Annotated in this window: 17 protein-coding genes; 4 read left to right on the top strand and 13 right to left on the bottom strand. The window is 68.9% G+C overall.

All coding sequences use genetic code 11. From position 1 onward, the window contains the following. Positions 1–377: 377 nt before the first annotated feature. The 4 genes from AB0F51_RS01080 to AB0F51_RS01065 all read right to left on the bottom strand — a co-directional run bounded on the left by AB0F51_RS01080 (position 378) and on the right by AB0F51_RS01065 (position 6,085). The gene (locus AB0F51_RS01080) at positions 378–2,918 is read right to left on the bottom strand and encodes a tetratricopeptide repeat protein (RefSeq protein ID WP_360272104.1); all 2,541 of its coding nucleotides are present in this window, start codon (positions 2,916–2,918) and stop codon (positions 378–380) included. An 83-nt stretch (positions 2,919–3,001) separates the two neighbouring features. Further along, a complete protein-coding gene (locus AB0F51_RS01075; RefSeq protein WP_360272101.1) occupies positions 3,002–3,442 on the bottom strand; it encodes a hypothetical protein in 441 nt (146 codons plus the stop codon). A 1-nt stretch (position 3,443) separates the two neighbouring features. Then, entirely contained in the window at positions 3,444–4,190 is a 747-nt protein-coding gene (dapB, locus tag AB0F51_RS01070) for a 4-hydroxy-tetrahydrodipicolinate reductase (RefSeq protein ID WP_360272098.1), read from the bottom strand. Between the two features lie 65 nt (positions 4,191–4,255). After that, entirely contained in the window at positions 4,256–6,085 is a 1,830-nt protein-coding gene (locus AB0F51_RS01065; RefSeq protein ID WP_360272096.1) for a hypothetical protein, read from the bottom strand. Positions 6,086–6,192: 107 nt separating this feature from the next. Between AB0F51_RS01065 and AB0F51_RS01060 the strand changes: the two genes are divergently transcribed. Then, on the top strand, positions 6,193–6,933 hold the full coding sequence (locus AB0F51_RS01060; RefSeq protein WP_360272093.1) for a DinB family protein: 741 nt from the start codon (positions 6,193–6,195) through the stop codon (positions 6,931–6,933). 980 nt (positions 6,934–7,913) lie between these two features. On the opposite strand, the gene AB0F51_RS01055 is transcribed toward AB0F51_RS01060, so the two are convergent. The 4 genes from AB0F51_RS01055 to AB0F51_RS01040 form a co-directional block, all read right to left on the bottom strand. After that, complete coding sequence (locus tag AB0F51_RS01055) at positions 7,914–9,224, bottom strand: pitrilysin family protein (RefSeq protein ID WP_360272091.1); 1,311 nt, start codon at positions 9,222–9,224, stop codon at positions 7,914–7,916. Further along, entirely contained in the window at positions 9,221–11,461 is a 2,241-nt protein-coding gene (locus tag AB0F51_RS01050) for a polyribonucleotide nucleotidyltransferase (protein WP_360272088.1), read from the bottom strand. The genes AB0F51_RS01055 and AB0F51_RS01050 overlap by 4 nt, the downstream gene beginning before the upstream one ends. Positions 11,462–11,752: 291 nt before the next feature. Beyond that, the gene (rpsO, locus tag AB0F51_RS01045) at positions 11,753–12,025 is read right to left on the bottom strand and encodes a 30S ribosomal protein S15 (RefSeq protein WP_012920573.1); all 273 of its coding nucleotides are present in this window, start codon (positions 12,023–12,025) and stop codon (positions 11,753–11,755) included. A 112-nt stretch (positions 12,026–12,137) separates the two neighbouring features. Next, entirely contained in the window at positions 12,138–13,103 is a 966-nt protein-coding gene (locus tag AB0F51_RS01040; protein ID WP_360272084.1) for a bifunctional riboflavin kinase/FAD synthetase, read from the bottom strand. 120 nt (positions 13,104–13,223) lie between these two features. Between AB0F51_RS01040 and AB0F51_RS01035 the strand changes: the two genes are divergently transcribed. After that, entirely contained in the window at positions 13,224–14,276 is a 1,053-nt protein-coding gene (locus tag AB0F51_RS01035; RefSeq protein WP_360272081.1) for an SGNH/GDSL hydrolase family protein, read from the top strand. A gap of 343 nt (positions 14,277–14,619) precedes the next feature. On the opposite strand, the gene AB0F51_RS01030 is transcribed toward AB0F51_RS01035, so the two are convergent. After that, complete coding sequence (locus AB0F51_RS01030; protein WP_360272078.1) at positions 14,620–15,504, bottom strand: NAD-dependent protein deacetylase; 885 nt, start codon at positions 15,502–15,504, stop codon at positions 14,620–14,622. A 203-nt stretch (positions 15,505–15,707) separates the two neighbouring features. On the opposite strand from AB0F51_RS01030, the gene AB0F51_RS01025 reads away from it, so the two are divergent. Together AB0F51_RS01025 and AB0F51_RS01020 are read left to right on the top strand one after the other, a co-directional pair. Continuing rightward, entirely contained in the window at positions 15,708–16,526 is an 819-nt protein-coding gene (locus tag AB0F51_RS01025) for a hypothetical protein (RefSeq protein WP_360272075.1), read from the top strand. Between the two features lie 109 nt (positions 16,527–16,635). Next, on the top strand, positions 16,636–17,853 hold the full coding sequence (locus tag AB0F51_RS01020; protein WP_360272073.1) for an MFS transporter: 1,218 nt from the start codon (positions 16,636–16,638) through the stop codon (positions 17,851–17,853). 601 nt (positions 17,854–18,454) lie between these two features. Here the strand turns inward: AB0F51_RS01020 and truB are convergent. The 4 genes from truB to AB0F51_RS01000 all read right to left on the bottom strand — a co-directional run bounded on the left by truB (position 18,455) and on the right by AB0F51_RS01000 (position 23,692). Then, a complete protein-coding gene (gene truB / locus AB0F51_RS01015) occupies positions 18,455–19,495 on the bottom strand; it encodes a tRNA pseudouridine(55) synthase TruB (RefSeq protein ID WP_360272070.1) in 1,041 nt (346 codons plus the stop codon). Then, entirely contained in the window at positions 19,476–19,913 is a 438-nt protein-coding gene (rbfA, locus tag AB0F51_RS01010) for a 30S ribosome-binding factor RbfA (protein WP_360272068.1), read from the bottom strand. The genes truB and rbfA overlap by 20 nt, the downstream gene beginning before the upstream one ends. Before the next feature lie 109 nt (positions 19,914–20,022). Further along, positions 20,023–23,244: a translation initiation factor IF-2 gene (infB, locus tag AB0F51_RS01005; protein ID WP_360272065.1), complete on the bottom strand. Its 3,222-nt coding sequence runs from the start codon at positions 23,242–23,244 to the stop codon at positions 20,023–20,025. 172 nt (positions 23,245–23,416) lie between these two features. Then, on the bottom strand, positions 23,417–23,692 hold the full coding sequence (locus tag AB0F51_RS01000) for a YlxR family protein (protein WP_360272062.1): 276 nt from the start codon (positions 23,690–23,692) through the stop codon (positions 23,417–23,419). Positions 23,693–23,721: the final 29 nt, after the last annotated feature.

Below are 23,721 nucleotides of genomic sequence, written 5' to 3'. Positions count from 1 at the left end.
GGAACCGTTTGAATTCGCCACGGAAAGCAAACGCCCCGACACGGTCGGCGAGATTGTTATCAGGCGTTCGTTGTCACCGCCGACTTGTCAGGGCGATGTCAGGGTAACGTCCCTGTGCGACAGAGCGTGACCACGGCAACCTTGAGTCAGCGCGGGAGAACCAGGCGGGTGGCGGGGAGGGCCCACTGCTTGGCTCACATCGCCGAACGGGCTTCGGCCGGCTGTGGGGTGGGGGGACTGCCTGGGGGGTCAGACAGACACAGCCGGCCGGGACCCGTTCAACGATGAGCATCCCGGCTCCCAGATCCCTCGCGAGGTACCTTCGATCCCCCAGGTCGTGGTGCCTCGCGAGGCTTTTGTCTGCCCTTTTCGAACTGTCAGAAGTGGGTGGAGCGGTCTGGGGTGCCGCCGGTGGCTGGGTAGCCGTCGGCTACTGCGGCGAGGGGTGCCGCGCGTCCCGCGGACCAGGCAGCGCGGAATGCTCGCCGGTCCAGCGTCTGCTCGATCGCGCGCCGCGTGGCGAGCAGGTCGGGCTTCTCGACCTCGGGCACCGGCGCGCCGATCACCTCGCGGATCCCGTCCGCGGCACCGATCAGGAAGGCCGCGTACTCCGTCCGGTCGCGCTGCTGAGCGACCGTCGCCAGCTCCTCCAGCACACTCGCCGTGCGCCAGCGATCACCGAGATCGCGATGCTCGGCGAGGCTCTCGTCGAGCAGGTGAACCGCGCGATCGATGAACCCGCGGCGGCGCTCGACGATCCCCAGCTGGTTGAGCGACCAGGCGACACCTTCGCGATACCCGAGCCGTTGCGACAGCGCGAGGCTCTCGGTCAGCAGATCCTCGGCCTCGGTGAGCTCGCCGCTGTACTGCGCGATGGTGCCGAGGCTGATCAGCGACCAGGCCAGCCCTTCGCCGTCACCGAGCACCCGGAAGCTGTCCCGCGCCCGGCGGCACCGCCGAGCCGCGATCTCCAGATCCCCGCGCAACCAGGCGACGAACCCGAGCTGGTTGTGCGCCCAGGACATCCCCGACCGGTCGCCGAGACTCTCGAACAGGTCGTAGCTCTGGCAGTGCAGGTTCTCGGCGGTCACGTAGTCACCACGTTCGCGGGCCACTCCCCCGAGCCGCTGCATGACGAGCGCAGTACCGGCGGTGTCCCCGAGTTCCTTGTACTGCGCGAGCGCCGACTCGAGCCGGGTCGTGGCCACGTCGTACTCGCATTGCAGGAACGCCAGCATCCCCGCGCCGAGTGACGCCCTCGCCCGGTACTGCGGCTCGACGCCGGCCGTGCCGCGCAGGGCCAGCGCGCGTTCGAGCCACTCGCCACCTTCGGCGTAGTGGCCGCGGAGATAGCAGAACAACCACAGTCCACCCGCGAGACGGACGGCCTCGCCCGCAGTACCGGCTCGCAGGGACCAGGCCATCGCGGCGCGGAGGTTGTCGAGCTCGCCGTCGAGCCGGTCGAGCCATTCGGCCTGGTCGGCGCCGCGGAGGTGATGCTCGGCCTCTTCCGCGAACGCGATGTAGAAGGCCGCATGATGCTGTGCCGCCTCCTCGCCCCGGCCGCTCGCGGCCAGCTGACCGGCGGCGAACTCGCGGATCACGGCGAGCATGTCGTACCGCGCGATGCCGCGGTCGCGGCTGACCCGGATCAGCGACTTGTCGACGAGCCGGCTGGTCAGGTCGAGCGCCCTCGCTCGCTCCAACGGGCCGGGCACTACCGAACCCGACAGCACCGACGCCGCCGCGTTGAGGGTCCAGCCGCCGACGAAGACCGACAGCAACGCGAACAGTTCGCGCTCCGGCGGGGTCAGCAGGTCGTGGCTCCACTCGATCGCGCCGTACAGGGACTGTTGCCGTGGGCTCGCAGTGCTGGCGCCGCCGGTGAGGATGCCGAACGAGGTCTCCAGTTCGGTGGCGAGCTCTTCGACGGTCAGCACGTTCGTGCGGGCGGCGGCCAGCTCGATCGCCAGCGGCATGCCCTCCAGCCGGCGGACGACGCGGGCGACCTGGTCGCTCTGCCCCACCGGAGCCTGGCCGCGCGCGGTGGCCCGATCGACGAACAGCTTCACCGCGGGCGAGTCGTCCACATCGTCATCGGACTCCGGCAGGGTCAGCGGAGGTACGACGTACACGCTCTCGCCGGCGATGCGCAGAAGTTCGCGACTGGAGGTGAGAATGGACAGGTTCGGGCAGGACTCCAGCAGCGCCGCACAAATCGTCGCGACCTCACCGACCACGTGCGCGCAGTTGTCGACCACGAGCAACAGGTTGCGCCGACCGATGTGCTCGGCGATCTCCTGGACCAGCCGGCCGGCGTCGAGCGGATGCATGCCGAGGGATGCCGCCACCGCCGGAGCGACGCCGGACCGATCCGAGACCGGGGCGAGCGGCACCCAGCAGGCGCCGTCCTCGAACCGGTGGGTCACCTCCGCGGCGACCGCGAGCTCGAGCCGGGTCTTGCCGACACCTCCCGGCCCGCTCAACGTCATCAGCCGGGTGGCTCGGTCGCCGACCAGGTGAGTGATCTCGGCGAGATCGTGCGCGCGGCCGATGAGTTCGTTGGCAGCGACCGGAACGGCCCGCATCGCCGACGCGGGCCCGGCGTCGCCGTCACGGCGGGCGGCGGCGGTGAGCTGTGCGCGCTCGGGCGCGCCGAGGTGGAGGGCGTCTCCGAGCAGCCTCAGCGTGTGTGGCCTGGGCGCTCGTCGGCGACCCCGCTCCAGCGCCGCGATGGCGTCGACGCTCAGTCCGGCGAGTTCCGCCAGTCCCTCCTGTGACAGTCCGGCCTCGCGCCGGTGCCGACGGAGCAGATCGCCGAAACCCGTTGCCTGGGCGTCGTCCGAGCCGCGGCGAGACCCGTCTGAAGGCAAAGGACGGCCCACCCAGTCTCCGACCTCGTCCGTGGCGGTTGCCACGCACACCCCGAAGGTATCCCGTTCCGCACCGGGTTGTCAGGCGAAGTAGTCCGTTCCCAGCCAACTCACAGGAAACTCCCCGCTCAGCGGCTGTCGTGCTGGGCGATCGCCGTGCGCATCGAGGAGCGGGCTCGTTTGCGGTCGCCGGCCGCGTCGTACGCGGTGGACAGCCGGAACCAGACCCGCCAGTCGTCCGGCGCCGCCTCGGCCTCTTCCCGGTACTTCGCAAACGCCGCGTCCGCCGCCGTTCGGTCGATCCGCCCCGACGGCCGCCGGGGCAGATCGTCGACGGGCAGCCCGCCCGACGCGGCCAGCTCTCGTGCGAGCGCCTCGGTCTGCCGGCCGAACTGGACTTCGCGCCAGACCAGATAGAGCCCGACGACCGGGATCACCAGCACCGCGATCCCGAGCCCCACCGCGACCGGGTCGCCCGTGCCGATCAGCAGGACGCCACGCCAGCCGAGCAACCCGGCGTACGCGATGAAGACCACCGCGATCACGGCTACGGTGCGTTTAGCTGACATCTCAGGAGAGGTCCAGGAAGTGCTCCAGGCCGACCGTCAGGCCAGGGGTCTGCACGATCTTCCGTACGCCGAGCAGCACGCCGGCCATGAACGACTCGCGATGCATCGAGTCGTGCCGGATCGTCAGCGTCTCGCCGACATCGCCGAACAGGACCTCCTGGTGCGCGACCAGGCCGCGCGCCCGGACTCCGTGCACGCGGATCCCGTCGATGTCGGCCCCGCGAGCGCCCTCGACGCCAGTGCTGGTGGCATCCGGGATCGGACCCGATCCGGCCTCCCGGCGGGCTTCGGCGATCAGCTGGGCGGTGCGCTGCGCAGTACCGGAGGGCGCGTCGACCTTGTCGGGGTGGTGCAACTCGATGATCTCGACCGATTCGTAGTACGGCGCGGCCTTGGTGGCGAACTGCATCATCAGCACCGCGCCGATGGAGAAGTTGGCGGCGATCAGTACGCCGGTCCCGGCGCTCGCCTCGAGTTGCGTGCGCAGCGTGGCCAGCCGCTCCTCGGTGAAGCCGGTGGTTCCCACGACGGCGTGGATGCCGTGCTCGATGCACCAGGCGAGGTTGTCCATCACGACCTCGGGCCGGGTGAAGTCGACGACCACCTCGGCGCCGGCGGCGGTCAGCTCGGACAGTTCGTCACCCTGGTCGATCGCGGCGACCAGCTCCAGGTCGTCGGCGGCCTCCACGGCCTGGCACGTCTGAGCGCCCATCTTTCCCTTGGCACCCAGCACCGCAACCTTGATCATCCGTACCCTTCCGTCGCACACACCGGTCCTGCCAAGGATCTCACTGGCCCTTCCGGGGTCCGCTGTCAGGGAGTGCGAGCGGCCAGTTCGACGGTCGGGACGTAGATCTGCAGGTTCATCGTGCTGGCCGGTGGGGCGATCAACTTGTAGTCGGCCTTGAAGTCCAGCCCGCAGCTGCGGAGCGTGTCGATCTCCAAGGGAGTGACCCGGCGGTTGAAGAACAGCAGTGGCGGACGGTTGCCCGGCCAGGGCTCCTTGGTCGAACAGACTTCCGTGATGCCCGCCGCGGTCCGCTGACGTTCCTTCGGCGCCACCCAGGCTTCGCCGAACGGCCGGCCACCCAGCAGCAGGATGATGCCGGCCATCTTGTCGAAGGCGATGACCGGACGGCCGGACGGCGTCGTGTACGGCTTCAGCAGGGTGTCGAGCGCTCGGTACTCGTCGGCCGCCTTCTGGGTCAGCTTCAGCTCACCGAGTGGCTCGAGACCCGTCGCCGTGGTCAGGTCGCGCAGCGGTGGGGATCGGTACGGGTTCACGGTCAGGCCGCTGGACGTGATCGCCGCGACGGCGACGAGCGCGCCGACGCTCACCAGCGCTGTCGTCGTACGAGCGACCACGGGAGCCTTGTCGATGCTGGTCAGGACGGCGATCATCACCGCGGCCCAGACGGCGAACGCGTTGAAGCCGTTCATGTAGATCGCTGTGTTCGTCCCGAACGCTTGCATGAACGGCAGCACGGTGAGCAGGCCGAGGATGACCCACGACCGCACGTTCTCCTTGCCAGGCGACCATTGCCGGGTGATCAGGGCGACCACGGTCGTGATGACAGCCACCATGACGGCGGCCATGAGGGGCACCTGGTACTTGCCGTTGTTGATCGCGCCGCCGTTGAGTCCGCCTTCGGTGAAGGTGCGGTAGATCGACAAGGCGAGGGCGGCCGCGGTGAGCAACCACGCGGCGGTTCGTAGTACGGGAGGACGGGCGGCGACGGCAACGCCCGCCGCGATGAGCAGCAGAAAGTGCTGCTTGATCGTCTCGCCAGCCAGCTTGCCGCCTGTGGTCAGGTACATCTCGACCAGGTCGGCCGGGGCGTAGGAGGTGCCGGCGATGAAGCGGTTGACCGCGACGATGCCGGGAATCGCTTCCGTCAACGGCACCACCAGCAGATGCACGATCACGGCCACCGCGGTCGCGCCGGCCAGGGCCCAGAAGATGCCTCGGGCAACTGCCTGGGATCCCTGCGCGCTGAGCACGACCACGGCCGCGGAGACGATCAGCGCGAGCACGGCCGCCGACGACCACTTGGTCAGCACCATTACGGTGATCAGCCCGCCGGCCAGGACAAACGCCCAGATCGGCGGCTTGCGGTCCTTCTCGATCGCGGTCGCGGCCCAGAGCACACACGAGACGACGGTGAGCGAACCGAGCAGGATGACGTCGTTGTACCCCGGACTCATCGGCAACCAGCTGTACATCATCCCGCCCGCCGCCACGATCACAGCGATCCCGGCCAGCTCCCAAAGCCTCGTCTCCGGCGCATCGGGCCGGCGTACCCGCAGCCACCGCATGAAGCTCCAGCCGAAGAACGCATGCCCGACGACAACCGTCACGAGCCGGAAGATCCGAAGACTGACAATGTCGTGCTGCAGAAGCTGAAAGATCGGGCCGTAGATGTACTGCATCCCGGTCAACGCCAATGGATTGCTGTCCCACCAGGTGTAGGACAGCAGGTAGTAGCCCTCATCGGTCGTGTCGAACCCGTGGCCGACAGTCCGCCCAACAGCAACCACCCAGACCACCATCACCAAGCAGGCAACAGCAATCACGCCCCAAAGCACCGCACGAATACGCAACGTGACCCGCTCGGTGCTCTCAGCAATCACTTCGGACCTCACTGGAGAACCCTAGTCCGCAGACCCCGAACCACAGCAGCCCGTCACTTGATCGGCCGCCGCTCCGGCATCGGTTTCGCCGGGCACCGGCGGGTGCGAGCATGCTCCTCATGACAAGTTTCACGCAGTCCGATGACCTCGAGGGTGCCGAGTTCATCGACGTGAATGCACGCGGGGCCCGCTTCACCCGTTCCGACCTCAGTGGAACTGTGATGCGTGCAGTCGAGATCAATGGCGCGGACATCGACGCTCCGTGGCTTCTCGAACCAGACAATGTCCTGCTGGTGAACGGCGTGAACGTCGTGCCGCTGGTGGACGCAGAACTCAATCGGCGTTTCCCCGGCCGATCCCAGCGCAAAGCCGCGACGCCCGCAGGGCTGCGAGACGCCTGGGCGACCCTGGAGGAAACCTGGGCTGCCACGCTGGATCGGGTTCGCGCGATGCCGGCAGGCACCGCCGACCGGTCAGTCGACGGCGAGTGGTCCTTCGCGCAAACCTTGCGCCACCTGGTGATGGCCACCGACACCTGGCTCGGTGGCGCGCTCAAGGGCCTCGACCAGCCGTTCCATCCGATCGGCCAGCCCAACATCGAGTACGAAACCGACGGCCACGACATGACCGTCTTCGCCACGACCCAGCCGGGATTCGACGAAGTACTGGCGGTGCGCGCCGAACGCATGACGATGGTCCGGAACTACCTCGCCCGCATCACCGAGGACGAACTGGCCTCGCCCCGGCAGAACCCTTGGGCGCCGCAATACCCCGAAACCGTCCTCTCCTGCCTCCACACCATCCTCGAAGAGGAATGGGAACACCACCGATACGCCACCCGCGACCTCAACACCCTCTAACCCCCGAGCAAACCGCTTACCCCCAAAGCCCGCACGGTCTTGCTCCTCGTCAGCAGTAGGCGTACGAGGGACGAGGCACGGGCACCGCAGCCCCAAGCGACGCACCAGCCGGGTGCCGAGGACCCCCAACGCGAGCCCCATGGCCTCTCCCATCCCACGCGCTCCTCGCCAACAGGGACGGCCCTGCCGACCCTCCCGCCCACCTAGGCGACAGGGCGGGCCCGCCGACCATCCCACACCCACCTAGGCGACAGGGCGGGCCCGCCAACCACTCCGCTCTCACCAAGTGGGCGACGCAGGAGCCCACGCCCAGGGGTGGGTGGGAGCTAGCGGCACGGGAGCGACGCAGGAGCGAGCGGGCCGCCAGCGTGGGCGACCACCTCACGCAGGACGGCACCCCGCGGCAGCACCCATCCCACGCCCCGCCGCGCCAACAGGGCCGACTCCGCAACCATCCCACGCCCACCTAGGCGACAGGGCGGGCCCGCCAACCACTCCGCTCTCACCAAGTGGGCGACGCAGGAGCCCACGCCCGGGGTGGGTGGGAGCTAGCGGCACGGGAGCGACGCAGGAGCGAGCGAGCCGCCAGCGCGGGCGAGCACCTCCCGCAGGACGGCACCCCCGGGGCAGCACCCATCCACGCCCACCTCCGCGACAGGACCGGCTCGCCAACCGCCCCGCTCTCACCAAGTGGGCGACGCAGGAGCCCACGCCTTGGGGTGGGTGGGAGCTAGCGGCACGGGAGCGACGCAGGAGCGAGCGAGCCGCCAGCGTGGGCGAGTACCTCGCGCAGGACGGCACCCCGCGGCATCACCGATCCCACGCCCACCTCCGCGACAGGACCGACTCGCCAACCACTTCGCCTTCACCAAGTGGGCGACGCAGGAGCCCACGCCTTGGGGTGGGTGGGAGCCAGCGCCAAGTGAGCGACGCAGGAGCGAGCGGGGCGCCAGCGTGGGCGGAGTACCTCGCGCAGGAGGTTAGACGGTGAAGACCGATTTGTCGGTGAACGGTCCCATAGCTGTCAGGGTTTGGGCGCCGGCGTAGAGCTCGGCCGCCAGGGTGGTGACGTCGTCCAGCGTGACTGCGTCGATGCGCTGCAGGATCTGGTCGACCGTCGGCAGTTCGCCGTACACCAGTTCGGCCTTGGCGATCCGCGTCATCTTGGCGCCCGTGTCCTCAAGGCCCATCACGACCGACCCGCGCATCTGCCCCTTGCCCCGCAGCAGCTCATCCGGCGTGATGTTGCCGCTGGCAATGTTCTCCAGCTCGGCCCGAACCACCTCGAGCACCTCAGGCGCCTTCTTCGGCAAACAGCCCGCATACACCCCGACCATGCCGGAGTCCGCGTACGCCGCCCCAAAGGTAAACACCGAGTAGGCCAACCCGCGCTTCTCGCGCACCTCCTGGAACAACCGCGACGACATCCCACCGCCCACGATCCCGTGCAGCACGCCCGCGGCGTACCGGCGCTCGTCGCTGCGCACCAACCCGGGCATGCCGAGCACGAGGTGCGCCTGCTCGACGTCGCGGTGGTGCACCTGCACTCCCCCGTACGTCGGTACGCGACGCGCCGAACCCCGGCGTACCGGCGCCGGCTCCGACTCGGTGGTGACCCAGTGGCGCTCGAACGCCTTGCGGACAAGGCGAACCACGTCGGAGTGCTCGACGTTGCCGGCGACCGAGACGACCATGTTGGCCGGGAGATAGCGACGGCGGTACCAGCCGCGGACCTGGCGAGGCGTCAGGCCGGCCACCGATTCCGGCGTACCGGTGATCGAGCGGCCGAGTGGGGTGTTGCCCCACAGTTGCTCGGCGAACAGGTCGTGGATGTGGTCCGACGTCTCGTCGGCGTGCATCGCGATCTCTTCGTCGATCACGTCCCGCTCGCTCTCGATGTCCTCCTCGGTGAGCGTCGCGGAGGTGATCATGTCGCAGATCACGTCGACGGCCAGCGGAAGGTCGGAGTCGAGCACCCGGGCGTAGTAGCAGGTGTACTCCTTGCCGGTGAACGCGTTCATCTCGCCACCGACGGCGTCCAGGGACGCCGAGATCTCCAGCGCGTCGCGACGCTCGGTGCCCTTGAACAGCAGGTGTTCGAGGAAGTGCGTGGCACCGGACAGGTGCACCGGTTCGTCGCGCGAACCGACGCCGACCCACACGCCGAAAGTGACCGAGCGGAAGCCCGGTACGGACTGGGAGAGCACGCGAAGCCCGGAGGGCAGGACTGTCCGTTTGACCGGACCGCCCTCCTCCGGGCTCAGCAGCGTGCTGGTGATGGCACGTGTCACTCGGCGGGAGCGACCTCTGCGTCATCAGCCTTGGCTGCATCTTCAGAAGCGGCCTTGGCGTCCTCGTCGAGAACGGGGATCAGCGACAGCTTGCCGCGGTCGTCGATCTCGGCAATCTCGACCTGGAGCTTCTGGCCGACGGACAGGATGTCCTCGACGGCCTCGACCCGCTTGCCACCGGCCAGGCCGCGCAGCTTCGAGATGTGCAGCAGACCGTCCTTGCCGGGGAGCAGGGAGATGAACGCACCGAAGTTGGTCGTCTTCACGACCGTGCCAAGGTAGCGCTCGCCCTTCTCCGGCATGGTCGGGTTGGCGATCGCGTTGATCATCGCGCGCGCCGCGTCGGCCGAGGGGCCGTCCGTCGCACCGATGTACACCGTGCCGTCGTCCTCGATGGAGATGTCGGCACCGGTCTCGTCGGTGATCTGGTTGATCATCTTGCCCTTCGGGCCGATGACCTCTCCGATCTTGTCGACCGGGACCTTCACCGAGATGACCCGCGGCGCGAACTCGCTCATCTCACCCGGGGCGTCGATGGCCTTGGCCATCACGTCGAGGATGGTCAGGCGGGCTTCCTTGGCCTGGGTCAGCGCGCCGGCCAGCACGCTGGCCGGGATGCCGTCGAGCTTCGTGTCCAGCTGGAGGGCCGTGACGAAGTCCTTGGTACCGGCGACCTTGAAGTCCATGTCACCGAACGCGTCCTCGGCACCGAGGATGTCGGTCAGCGCGACGTACTCGGTCTTGCCGTCGACCTCACCGGAGATGAGGCCCATCGCGATGCCGGCGACGGGAGCCTTCAGCGGCACACCGGCCGAGAGCAGGGACAGCGTCGAGGCGCAGACCGAGCCCATCGAGGTGGAGCCGTTCGAGCCGAGCGCCTCGGAGACCTGACGCAGCGCGTACGGGAAGTCCTCGCGCGACGGCAGCACCGGCACCAGGGCCCGCTCGGCGAGCGCGCCGTGACCGATCTCGCGACGCTTGGGCGAACCCACCCGGCCGGTCTCACCGGTCGAGTACGGCGGGAAGTTGTAGTTGTGCATGTAGCGCTTGCGCGTCTCCGGGGAGAGCGTGTCGAGCTGCTGCTCCATCCGGAGCATGTTCAGTGTGGTGACACCCATGATCTGGGTCTCGCCGCGCTCGAAGATGGCCGAACCGTGCACCCGCGGGAGCACCTTGACCTGCGCCTTGAGCGGGCGGATGTCAGCCAGACCGCGGCCGTCCATCCGGATCTTGTCCTTCAGTACGCGGTTGCGGACCAGCTTCTTGGTGAGCGAGCGGAAGGCTGCGGACAGCTCCTTCTCGCGACCCTCGAAGGACTCGGCCAGCTTGGCGACGACCGCGGCCTTGACGGCCTCGGTGGCCTCTTCGCGGTCGTGCTTGCCGGTGATCGTGAGGGCCTGGGTCAGCTCCTCGGTCGCGGCGGACTCGACAGCGGCGAACGCGTCGTCCTGGTAGTCCGGGAAGACCGGGAACTCGGCGGTCGGCTTGGAGGCCTTGGCCGCCAGCTCCGACTGCGCCTCGACCAGCGTCTTGATGAACGCCTTGGAAGCCTCGAGGCCCTCGGCCACGATCTCCTCGGTCGGCGCCTGCTTGCCGGCGGCAACGGCGTCGAAGGTGCCCGGGGTGGACTCGGCCTCGACCATCATGATCGCGACGTCACCGGTGTCGGTGACACGACCGGCGACCACCATGTCGAAGACGGCGTCCTCGAGCTCGGTGTGCGTCGGGAACGCGACCCACTGCTTGTCGATCAGGGCGACGCGGGTGGCGCCGATCGGGCCCGAGAACGGCAGCCCGGCGATCTGGGTGGACATCGACGCGGCGTTGATCGCCAGTACGTCGTACAGCTTGTCCGGGTTGAGCGCCAGGACGGTGATGACGACCTGGATCTCGTTGCGCAGGCCGGAGACGAACGACGGCCGCAGCGGGCGGTCGATCAGCCGGCAGGTCAGGATGGCTTCCTCGGAAGGACGGCCTTCGCGACGGAAGAACGAGCCCGGGATGCGGCCGGCGGCGTACATCCGCTCCTCGACGTCCACCGTCAACGGGAAGAAGTCGAACTGGTCCTTGGGCTTCTTGCTGGCCGTGGTGGCCGAGAGCACCATCGTGTCGCCGTCGAGGTAGGCGGCGGCGGAGCCGGCGGCCTGCTGGGCCAGACGGCCCGTCTCGAAGCGGATGGTGCGGGTGCCGAAGCTGCCGTTGTCGATGACGGCTTCAGCGAATTCTGCGCCCTCCATGGGCGCGTTTGTGGATCCCGACACGGGATACCCCTCTCTCACTTGAGACGACTGTGAGGCGCGAGTTCCTCCGGGGGTGCCGGTCTTCGATCGAGGCCCGCGGGTGCCGCGCCGTCGTGCTGGGCGCTGTCCCGAAAGCCACTACCGAGGACCGGTCGTCGGCCCGGTACGCGTATCGCGTCGTCTCGTTGTCGTTGATTATTCAGTTGTGCCACGGACCGGGGTTTTTATGCCGGACCGTGGATACGCGAGAAGCGGCCACCAAGAACGCGGTGGCCGCTTCTCACGACGTCAACGGCGAAGGCCGAGCCGCTCGATCAGGGACCGGTAGCGGTTGATGTCCTTCTTCGCCAGGTAGTTCAGCAGCCGGCGGCGCTGACCGACCAGGAGGAGCAGGCCACGACGGCTGTGGTGGTCGTGCTTGTGCTCCTTCAGGTGCTCGGTCAGGTCCGCGATGCGGTGCGTGAGGAGCGCGACCTGGACCTCGGGAGAACCGGTGTCGCCCTCGGTCAGGGCGTACTCGCCGATGATCTTCTTCTTCGCCTCAGGATTGGCTGACGACACGTGTGATCCTCTCGATGTCCGTTGCGCGGCGCACCGGGGCTTTTGTCACCCGGGCACTCTCGATCCGCGGCCGTTCAGACGGCAGCGTCCAGAGTATCAGTCCGTGGACGCGTCACCCTAATTCGGTGAGGACCCGGCGTGCCTGGTCGACGTCGGCCTTCATCTGGACCAGGAGGTCGTCGATGGTGTCGAAGCGGATCTGGCTGCCGCGCAGGCGGGCGACGAAGTCGACCGCGATCCGGGCGCCGTACAGCTCCAGGTCGTCGCGATCGAGCACGTACGACTCCACCCGGCGGTCGACGTCGTCGAAGGTGGGGTTGCTGCCGACACTGATCGCCGCGGGTAGCGGTTCGGCGTACTGCGGAGCGCCGGGTGCCGGTTCGAGCACGGTCAGCCAGCCGGCGTACACGCCGTCCAGCGGGACCGCGGCGCGTGCCAGGGCAGGGATGTTGGCCGTCGGGTAGCCGAGTTCGCGACCGCGTTTGTCGCCCTCGACAACGACCCCGGTAACCCTGAGCGGCCGGCCGAGCGCCTCGGCGGCGCTTTCCACATTGCCCTCGGCGATCAGTTCCCGGATGTACGTCGAGGACCACGGCTGAGCATCGCCGGCCAGGCTCAGACCCTCGACCTGGAACCCCTTGGCCGCACCGGCCGCGACCAGCGTGTCGACGTGGCCCGCGGCCTTGTGGCCGAACCGGAAGTTCTCCCCCACCACGACCGCCTTGGCGTGCAGCGTGCCGACCAGGACCCGGTCGATGAACTCCTCCGGCGACCAGGACGCGACATCCTTGTCGAACGGCAGGATCAGTACTGCGTCCGCGCCGGCCGCGCCCAGCAATTCGGCCCGCTGGCCGGGTTCGCTGAGCATCGCGGGCGCGTGGCCGGGCCGCAGTACCGACATCGGGTGCGGGTCGAACGTCATCGCGACCACCGGCAGTCCACCGAGCTCGGCCGCCCGCGCCTTGGCGTGTCGCAGCACCTCCTGGTGACCGCGGTGCACGCCGTCGAAGTTGCCGATGGTGACGACCGACGGCCCGTAACCGGGGTCCACTTCGCCCAAACCGTGCCAGACATGCATGAGAGAAGGATTCCACGGGTCTCCTCGGGTTGGTGCAACAGGTCCCATGGTCACCCCTTGTAATCGAGTGGTAACTCAACTTAGGGTGGGCCCGCAATCTTTCGCACCCTCGGAGGTCCCGTGAAAGTTCAGCGCCTCGCCGCCGCCTGTACCGCGGCGGTCCTGGTCGGCTTGATGTCCGTCACGAGTACCGCTCAGGCTGCCGCCCCGGCCTTCGCGCCCGCTTCGACTCCTTTCGCGCCTGTCACGTTCACGAAGTACGTCGCCCTGGGTGACTCCTACACGTCGGCGCCGCTGGTGCCGCTGCCCGAGCTGCTGTCGCTGGGGTGCCTGCGTTCCGGCAGCAACTACCCGAAACAGCTCGCCGGCTTGCTGCGCGTGCCGTCCTTTACCGACGTCAGCTGCGGTGGCGCGGACACCACGAACATGACTCAGCCCCAGGTGACGCCGCTGGGGACGTTCCCGCCGCAATTCAATACGCTGACGCCTGACACCGATCTGGTCACGCTCGGGATCGGCGGCAATGATTTCGGGGTCTTTGGTGACGTCACCGGGACGTGCCCGGGCCTGCGGGCGGTGGACCCGACCGGGTCGCCGTGCAAGAAGCACTTCACGGTCAACGGCGAGGACACGCTGGCAACCAAGATCACGCAGACCGAGGCGCGGATCGCCGAGGTGGTGAAGGGCATCAAGCTGCGCTCGCCGCGGGCGACCGTAGTACTGGTGGGGTATCCGAAGATCGCGCCGGAGAAGGGGGTATGCCCGGCCATCCTGCCGTTCTCGGATGGGGATTACGCCTATCTGTACTCGGTCGAGCAGAAGCTCAACCAGGCGGTCTCTAACGCGGCTGCTGCGGGCGGAGCTGTGTACGTCGACACGTTTGGGCCTTCGACCGGGCATGACGCTTGCGCTCCGGACGGGCAGGCGTGGATTCAGGGCAAGGACATCAATCTGCTGCGGGCGCTGAACTACCACCCTCGCTTCGAGGGGCAGGCGGCGGTGGCGTCACTGACCTTCAAGAAGCTGACGGGCGCGACGAATACGGTGACGCCGGCCGAGCAGACCCGGTGGGCGTCTGAAGCCCGCAAACTCAGCCAGACGGCTGCCAAAACCAAGTCCAACCCGGCCGTGATGGCCCACCTGGACCGCCTACGGACCGGCGCGCAACGCTGACCCTTTCCAATCCGTACGGCGGACACCGGACCAGACCCCCTCCACGCAAGGGATTCTGGTCCGGTGCTCATTTCCCGTGGTACTCCCCCCACGCCTGCGCCCCCGCTCGCTCCTCCGTCGCTCACTCTGGGCGCTGGCTCCCACCCACCCCTCGGCGCGGGCTCCTCCGTCGCCCGCTTGGCGAAAGCAGTCGGTGGCCAGGTGTCGCGCGCAGAACCTCACGACGCTGCCGCACCGCTCCAGCTTCCGCCCACCCACGACGCGGCCTCCTACGTCGGCCGCTGGGTGAAAGCGGTTGGTCGTCATGTGTCGCCCGCCCCGGTCTGCAGCCAACTCGCGCCCGTCAGAGTAGTGCGGTGGTGAGGTTGGTGAGGGCTTGGCCTAGGGGGAGGTTTACTCGGGTGGTGGCGTAGGGATCGCCTCGGGTTAGGCCTTGGTTGATGATGAGGACTGGTTTGGCGGACTTGGCGGCGTAGCGGACGAAGCGGAAGCCGGACATCACGGTCAGGGATGAACCGAGGACGAGGACGGCGCGTGCTTCGTCGATCAGGTGGTAGCAGCGTTCTACTCGTGGTTTTGGGACGTTTTCGCCGAAGAAGACCACGTCCGGCTTCAGCAAGCGCGAGCCGCAGTTGGCGCAATCGACCAGGTGGAAGTGCTTCACCACCTCGTCGGGCAGGTCGACGTCGCCGTCGGGGTTGATTCTGGTCGCCTGTGCCTCGAAGGTCGGGTTGGCTTCGCGGAGGCGTACGTCGAGTTCCTCGCGGGGAGTCGTCTGGCGGCAGTCGAGGCAGATCACTCGGTCGAGGTTGCCGTGCAGCTCGATCACGTCCCGTGCTCCGGCCGCGCTGTGCAGCCCATCGACGTTCTGCGTGATGATCCCGTCGAGGTACCCGCGCGCCTGCAGCGCCGCGACCGCGCGATGCCCCGCATTCGGGTGCGCCCGGGCGATCGTCCGCCAGCCGAGGTGGCTCCGGGCCCAGTACCGCTGGCGCCCCGACTCGCTTCCCACAAAATCGCCGTACGTCATCGGGGTGTGGGTCCGCAGACTCCCGGTCTCGCCGCGATAGTCGGGGATCCCCGACTCGGTGGAGATGCCGGCGCCGCTGAGCACCACCACTCCCCCGTCACGCACCGCGTCGACGACGGGTGCGACGTCCGCAGTACCGGGAGCAAGTGAAAGCACGTCTGGGCCCGGAGACCAGGTCAGTGTGGGACGGGAACGCACCTCACCAGAGTACGGCGGCTGGGCTGGCGGTCAATCGCGCCCGCCCTCGAGCCTGGCCACCGTAGAGCCGCCCAGCCTAGGACGCCCGTACGACGGACCTGACGGTGAGCCGCAGGCCCCGTGCAACCGTCGCACGGCCTCGTACGTCGTACCCGCCGGACCAGCAAACCGGCCGCCCGGCCAGAACTCTCGTGGAGGTAGCGATGGTGAACAGGATCAGCAGACGGCAAGCGTTGATGCTCGGCGGTGGCGCACTGGCCGGCGCCGCGACCCTCGGGACCGCGGCTGCGGCGCGACCTGCCGCGGCGGCGACCGACTGGCTCCGGCTTCCGGTGATCACGGCCAACATCGGGCGCAAGAATCTCGGTGCGCGCGAGGCGGCGATCCGGGCTGTGCGCACCGGCGATCCGGGCCACCGGCCGATCGTCGGCTGGCAGGAGATCCGCGAGGGTGACGAAGGCGAGCCGGCGATCATCTCGCAGTACTTCGGACCGAAGTACCAGAACGCGTTCCTGCACCACGACACCGCCTACCGCGTGCCGATCTCAGTGCCGCTGCCGTGGAAGGTTGTCAACTCGCGAGCCACCTTCGTCCACGGCGGGATCAAGGGCGTGACCCCGCCCCGCTGGATCAACGAGGTCGTCGTCGAGCACCGGGCCCACGCCGGGCTGAAGTTCGTGCTGATCAACTCGCACTACATCGCCAGCGCCTACAACGGCGGGCAGAACCCGAACCTGCGCGACGAGTGGGAGCTGCACAAGAAGACCCATCGCGAGCGGGTGATGGCGCACCACGAACGCGGCCACCTGGTGATCTGGACGGCCGACACCAACAACCCCGACTACGACCGCGCGACGGGGCAACCGACGGAGCGCAAGGTCTTTGCCCACGGCATCGACCGGATCAACTGGCTGCCCGGCGACGGCACGGTCAAGCTGGACCTGGTCACCACCAGGACGATCCCGATGAACGTCGACGGTCACGACGCCCGCGCCGCCATCTTTAGGATCCGCCTCGCCTGAACCGGCCCGCCGGTACCGCGGACGGCGCCGCCCGCGGTCGTAGTACCGGTCGATTTGAGACGGCCAGATCAGCCATCGGGCGGCTCGGTAGGGTTCGAGGACTGCCGGGGTGAGGAAGCTGATGGTTGACCGGTCCGAGTCTGTGCTGGGGATTGTCGTCCGGTCGCGGTTCTACCGTTCGGCGTTCGTGGCGTTGCTGATCGCCGGCATCGGGACGTCGGCCGCGACACCGCAGCTGACCCTGTTCCTCGTCCGCGAACTCGGCACGCCGCTACCCGTCGCCGGCCTGTACTACGTGACGAACCTGGCCGCCCCTTTCGCCGGCTTCCTCGTCGGCAGGTTGTCGGACCGCAGCCCTGACCGGCTGCTCTGGTTCCGGGTGTGCGCGTTGATCGGTACGGCGGGGTGGCTCGCGATGGCGGCCGCGAACTCGGTCTGGCTCCCGTTCGTGATCAGCGCGGCGGCCTTGAGCGTCGCCGGCGGCTCGATGGCACAACTGTTCGCAGCTTGCCGCGACGAACTGAGCAGGAACCCGACGAAGGCCGACAACCGCGTCGTCGCGGCGATCCGGATGGCGTTCACGGTCGGATGGATGGTCGGCCCTGTCGTGGGGAGCTGGTTCGGCGGGGTCTTCGGCCTTCGCGCTTTGCTGGTGGCGACCGCGTGCTGCGTCTTCGCACAGATGATCCCGTTCGGGCGGCAGCGGGTGGAGCGGTACCACGATGTTTCGCTCCCGCCGCGCCCTGGTCGGCGCCGCCTCGATCACATGAAGCCGTTGCTGGTCTTCACCGCCGTCTGCGTCCTGGCGATGACGGGCGACACCATCAAGTTCGGCTACCTGCCCATCTACATGGCGGACGAGCTCCACGTTTCGGACGCGATGCGCGGCGCGGTGATCGGCATCCAGCCACTCCTCGAGTTGCTCCTACTGCCGATCGTCGCCCGGTTGGCCGACCGCTTCGGTTCGATGTGGGTGATGACCGGCGGCGCCGCACTGGGCATGGCCGGCAACCTCGCCTACGCGACGGGAAGCTCCGTCGTCGCTTTGTTTGTAGGCCAGGCCCTCACAGCCGGCCTCTGGGCCTGCGTAGGAGCGCTCGGCGTATCAATAGCCCAACGCCTGTACCCCGAGGGCGTCGGCACCGCCTCCGGCATCTTCCTCAGCGCCATCCCCGTCAGCTCGGCAATCGGCGGCACCATCGGCGGCCTGGGGGTCGCAGCCATCGGCCTCCCCCACGTCTTCTTCATCCCAGCCGCCCTAACCGCCCTAGCCACCCTCACCTTCACCCACCTCAGCACCCACCCCCACCCCAACGGCCCCGGCTAACCCCGCCACCTGTCCCCGGTCGCCCCGCGACGCCCGTGTGTGCCGACCGACAGGACGTAGCCCCCGATTCCCACCCGCCGGCCAACCCGCTGAGCGTGCCCGTTTCCCCACCAACAGACCACCTCCTGTCGGTCGGCCCACCCATCCACACCCGCAGCAGCTGCGGACGAGGAGCAACCAACGCCGTCCCGCCCGTGTCAAACACCCCACACCCTCGGCTCCCCCAAGGCGGGCCACCCGCGAACCGACCGCAGTCACCGAGCGGGAGGCGGAAGGAACGGTGTGGGCGCATGGGCGACCACTCACCGCAGCCGCTCATCCCAGCGCGGCACCCCGCGACCCGCCCGCAGTCACCAAGCGGGCGACGCAGGAGCCCGCGCCGCCGGGGCGGGCGGGAGCGACCGGCGCAGAGAGCGCAGCGAACGAAGCAGGACGCGTGGGGAACAAACCACCCACCCACACCCGCTCACCCCAGCACGGCACCCCGCGACCCGCCCGCACTCACCAAGCGGGCGACGCAGGAGCCCGCGCCCCCGGGCGGGCGGGAGCGACCGGCGCAGAGAGCGCAGCGAACGAAGCAGGACGCGTGGGGAACGTAGTACTAGCTGACGAAGACCGCGGTGGGTTTGGCGAGCGGCCCGTGGGGTTCGTACAAGGCTAGAAACGTGCCGTCTGGGTCAAACATGGCGGTTTGCTGGCCGGCTGGGAGTTTCAGGCCGGGCAGCGGACGGCCGGTGCGGATGGCGGCTGCTTGTTCCGGATCGGCGTCGAAGCGCGGGAACGTGTCGGCTGCGACGTCGGCGATCGGCAGCAGGTCGAACGACTTTTCCAGCTCCTCCAGCGTGTGCGCTGAAGACATCCCGAACGCACCGACCCGCGTACGCCGCAGCATCGTCAGATGTCCGCCAACCCCAAGGTCAGCACCCAGATCGCGAGCCAGTGCGCGGATGTAGGTCCCGCTGGAGCAGTCCACCGAGATGTCCACCTCGATGCCGCCGGCAACAGTCCGTACGTCGACCACGTCGTACCGGCTGATCGTCACGGTCCGGGCCTTCAGCGCGACCTCTTCGCCAGCCCGCACCCGCTCGTAGGCGCGCTTCCCGTCGACCTTGATAGCCGACACCTTCGAAGGCACCTGCGAGATCTCTCCCCGGTAACCAGAGACCGCCGCCTCGATCGCCTCGGCGGTCACCGCCGCCAGCTCGGCAGCAGAGGCGGAAGCCACAACCTCCCCCTCAGCATCGTCCGTGGACGACGTAGCGCCGAGGAGGATGGTCGCGTCGTACGACTTGTCGGCCAGTTGCAGGTGGCCGAGCAGCCTGGTGGCCCGGTTGAGACCGACCACCAGTACGCCGGTGGCCATCGGGTCCAGGGTGCCCGCGTGGCCCACCTTGCGCGTTCCGGCCAGCCGGCGGATCCGCGCCACCACCGTGTGCGACGTCAGACCGGCCGGCTTGTCGACCACAACGATGCCATCGGCAACAGAAGGATCAACCCCACCGAGAGCACCGGAAGCGTCAGAACCACCCGAAGCGTCAGCACCACTCAGTGCGTCAACACCACCGGGAGCACCCGACACGTCAGCACCGCCCAAGGCGTCAACGCCGCCGGAAGCAGTCACGTCACTCGTCGTCGGAGTCATCGTCCTCGCGGTGCTTGTACGGGTCGGCGTCGCCGGCCGGCTTGGCGCCGGCGGCGGCCTTGGCGACCTCGGCGTCGGCCTGGCGGGCCTTCGCCAGCAACTCCTCGATCTGGCCGGCTGTTTCCGGCACCGCGTCGAGGTAGAACGCCAGCGTCGGAGCCCGGCGCAACCCGAGTGCCTTGCCGACCTCGCTGCGGATCAGCCCACGGGCCGACTCCAGCGCGGCCGCGGTGTTGGCGCGCTCTTCCTCGCCGCCGTACACCGTGTAGAAGACGCTCGCCTCGCCCAGATCGGCGGTCAGCTTGGCGTCCGTCACGGTGACGAAGCCGAGCCGCGGGTCCTTGACCCGGCGCTCGAGCAACTCCGCGACCAGGACCTGGATCCGGTCGGCCAACTGCTTCGCCCTTGCTTGACCCATCAGGGCTCACTCCCTCTGTTCCTGCTTTGTGGTCCTTCATGCGTAACGTCCGGAGCGACGGGTGTGACACCGCCACTCCGGACGTTACTCGTGCATCAACTGCGGTCGATCAGCTCCGCGGCTTCTCGCGCAGTTCGAACGCCTCGACGACATCGCCGACCCGGATGTCGTTGTAGTTCTGCACGGTCAGACCACACTCGAAGCCCTCGCGGACCTCGGACGCGTCGTCCTTGAACCGCTTGAGCGACGACAGGTCGCCGTTCTCGACCACCACGGCACCGTCCCGGATCAACCGGATCTTCGCGTTGCGGCGGATCAGGCCACTGGTCACCCAGCAACCGGCGATGTTTCCGACCTTCGACGAGCGGAAGATCTCGCGGATCTCCGCCTGGCCCAGCACGACCTCTTCGTAGACCGGCTTGAGCATGCCCTTCAGGGCCGCCTCGATGTCGTCGATCGCCTGGTAGATGACCGAGTAGTACCGGACATCCACGCCTTCACGCTCGGCGACGTCACCGGCCTTGCCGGCCGGCCGCACGTTGAAGCCGATGATGACGGCGTCGGACGCGATGGCCAGGTTGACGTCGTTCTCGTTGATGGCACCGACGCCACGGTCGATCACCCGCAGGTTGACCTCGTCGCTGACCTCGATCCGGACCAGCGCGTCTTCCAGCGCCTCGACCGAACCGGAGCCGTCGCCCTTGAGGATGAGCAGCAGCTCCTGGCTCTGCCCCTTCTCCATGGAGGCCATGAAGTCCTCGAGGGTACGACGCGCGCGCCGCTTGGCGTTGGCGGCCGCACGAGCCCGGGCTTCCCGCTTCTCAGCGATCTGCCGGGCCATCCGGTCGTCGTCCACCACCAGGAACTTGTCACCCGCACCGGGTACGGCGGTCAGACCGAGGACGAGCACCGGCCGCGACGGCAGGGCCTCCTCGACCGAGTTGCCGTGCTCGTCGAGCATCGCCCGGACCCGGCCGTACGCCGGACCCGCGACCATCGAGTCGCCGACCTTCAGCGTTCCGCGCTGCACCAGCACGGTCGCCACCGGTCCACGGCCCTTGTCCAGGTGCGCCTCGATCGCCAGACCCTGCGCCGGCATGTCCGGGTTGGCCCGGAGATCCAGCGCGGCGTCCGCGGTCAGCACGACACCTTCGAGCAGACCCTCGATGTTCAGCCGGGCCTTCGCGGAGACGTCGACGAACATCGTGTCGCCGCCGTACTCCTCGGGAACCAGGCCGTACTCGGTGAGCTGGCCACGGACCTTGGTCGGGTCCGCACCCGTGACGTCGATCTTGTTCACCGCGACCACGATCGGGACGTTCGCCGCCCGGGCGTGGTTCAGGGCCTCGATCGTCTGCGGCATCACGCCGTCGTCGGCCGCGACCACCAGGATGACGATGTCGGTGGCCTGCGCACCACGAGCACGCATGGCGGTGAACGCCTCGTGACCCGGGGTGTCGACGAAGGTGATGGCGCGCTGCTGACCGTCGACCTCGGTGGTCACCTGGTACGCACCGATGTGCTGGGTGATGCCACCGGCCTCGCCGGCCACGACGTTCGCGTGCCGGATCGCGTCCAGCAGCTTCGTCTTACCGTGGTCGACGTGACCCATCACGGTCACCACCGGCGGCCGTGCGGCCAGGTCGGTGTCGTCGCCCTCGTTGGAGCCGAAGTCGATGTCGAACGACTCGAGCAGCTCGCGGTCCTCGTCCTCGGGCGAGACGACCTGGACGTCGTAGTTCAGCTCGGTACCCAGCAGCTGCAGGGTTTCCTCGTTGACCGACTGGGTCGCGGTCACCATCTCGCCCAGGGCGAACAGCACCTGGACCAGCGATGCCGGGTCGACGCCGACCTTCTCGGCGAAGTCCGTCAGCGAGGCACCACGGGCAAGCCTGACGACCTCGCCGTCACCGTGCTTGACCCGCACGCCGCCGACGGCCGGAGCCTGCATGTTGTCGAATTCCTGGCGCTTGGCGCGCTTGGACTTGCGACCACGACGGGCCGGACCGCCCGGACGCCCGAAGGCACCCTGCGTTCCGCCACGGCCCCGGTTGCCCGGGCCCGGACGACCGCCACCGCCACCACCGGGGGGACCGCTGGGGCCACCACCCGGACGGAAGCCGCCACCGCCACCGCCGCCGCCGGGACGCGGAGCGCCACCGGGACCACCGGAACCGCCGCCGGGACGGCCACGGCCGCCACCACCGGGGCCACCGGAGCCGCCGCCCGGACCAGCCGGACGACCGGTGAAGGTGCCGGCCGAGGACTTCGGCATCATTGCCGGGTTCGGACGCGGGGCGCCCGGAACGCTGCCCGACGGACGCGGGCGGTCGGAACCGCCGCTACGAGCCTGCGGGGGCCGCGGCGGCATGCCTGCCGGGCTGCCACCCTGCGCCGGGGCCGCCGGAGCGCCACCCGGACCCGGACGGGAGCCAGGACGCGTCATGCCCTGGGTCGAGCTGAAGGGGTTGTTGCCCGGACGCGGAGCACCCGGACGTCCACCGGCGGCACCCTGGCCACCCGGACGCGGCGCGCCACCCGGGCGAGGTGCACCCGGACGGGGAGCGCCACCAGGACGCGGAGCGTTGCCCGGTACGCCGGGACGCGGTGCGCCCGGACGCGAGTCGCCCGCAGGACGCGGGGCGGCCGGACCAGGACGCTGAGCCGGAGCCGACGGCGCCGCGGAGGCGGCCGGAGCCTGTACCTCGGGCGTCTGCGGAGCCGGAGCGGCCGGAGCCTCTGCTGCCGGAGCAGGAGCGGCCGGGGCCTCGGGGGCCTTGGCCGCGGGGGCCTCGAACGCCGGAGCGGCCGGGGTCTCCTGGCGCGGGCCAGGCTTGGGGCCGGGCCGCGGACCCGGGCGAGCCGGGGACGGCGCCGGAGCGGACGGCGTACCGGACGGGGCCGGTGCGCTCGGTGCGCTGGTTTCGGCAGCCGGGGCCGAGGGGGCCGGAGCGGCCTTCTCGGTGACCTCTGCGCCGGACGAGGCGGAGCTGGCGGACGTCTCGACCACCGTGGGCTCTGCCTTGACCGGAGCGGCCGGGGCCGGCGCTGCGGGCGCGCTGCTCTCAGCAGCCGGCGCCTGCGGCGTGGCTGCCGGAGCGACCGGTGCGGTCGCCTGCGGCGCTGCTGACGTGCTGGCGGCGGCCTTCTTGGCCGCGCGCTTCTTCGGCGGGTTCTTCTCGAACTCCTCCGCCAACCGTCGGACGACGGGTGCCTCGATCGTCGAGGACGCCGATCGGACGAACTCTCCCATGTCGTTCAGCCTGGTCAGGACGACCTTGCTGGTAACTCCGAGCTCTTTCGCGAGCTCGTAGACTCGGACCTTTGCCACTACTCTCCCTCTGGTCCGAGCCTTGGGGGCGCGGACCGTTAGTTGACGTACATGCTCATCGCATTGCACTCATCGTTCGACACTCATCGAGTGGTCATGAGTCGATGACCCGCCTTCATGTCTTCACGGCTTTCGCCATGGGCGGCCGGGCGGCCGCTCTTGTTCGTGCAACTCATTGCTCAACTGCTTCCCGCACCAGCGAGGTGTCCAGCGGTCCCGGAACCTTGAAGGCCCGGGGGAACGCCTTCCGCCGCTCGGCGAGCTGGAGACACTCGGTCGCCGGGTGCAAGTGCGCCCCACGGCCGGGTGCCCGATGCTCGGGATCCGGGAGGACACGTCCTCCGGAAACCGTCATCCGCAGCAAGCCGGTCGGACTGTCCCGCTTCCGACACCCGATACAGGTGCGCTGCTGAACCCTCTCAGAGCGCGCGTCTGCAGTTTGGATCACTGTTCCTCAGGGTGTGGTGACGACTCAGT

Origin of the sequence: Kribbella sp. NPDC023855 (assembly GCF_040639475.1) — a bacterium.
Lineage (GTDB): Bacteria > Actinomycetota > Actinomycetes > Propionibacteriales > Kribbellaceae > Kribbella.
Note: the sequence above shows the minus strand (reverse complement) of the source record. Positions and strands in the feature narration are given on the sequence as shown.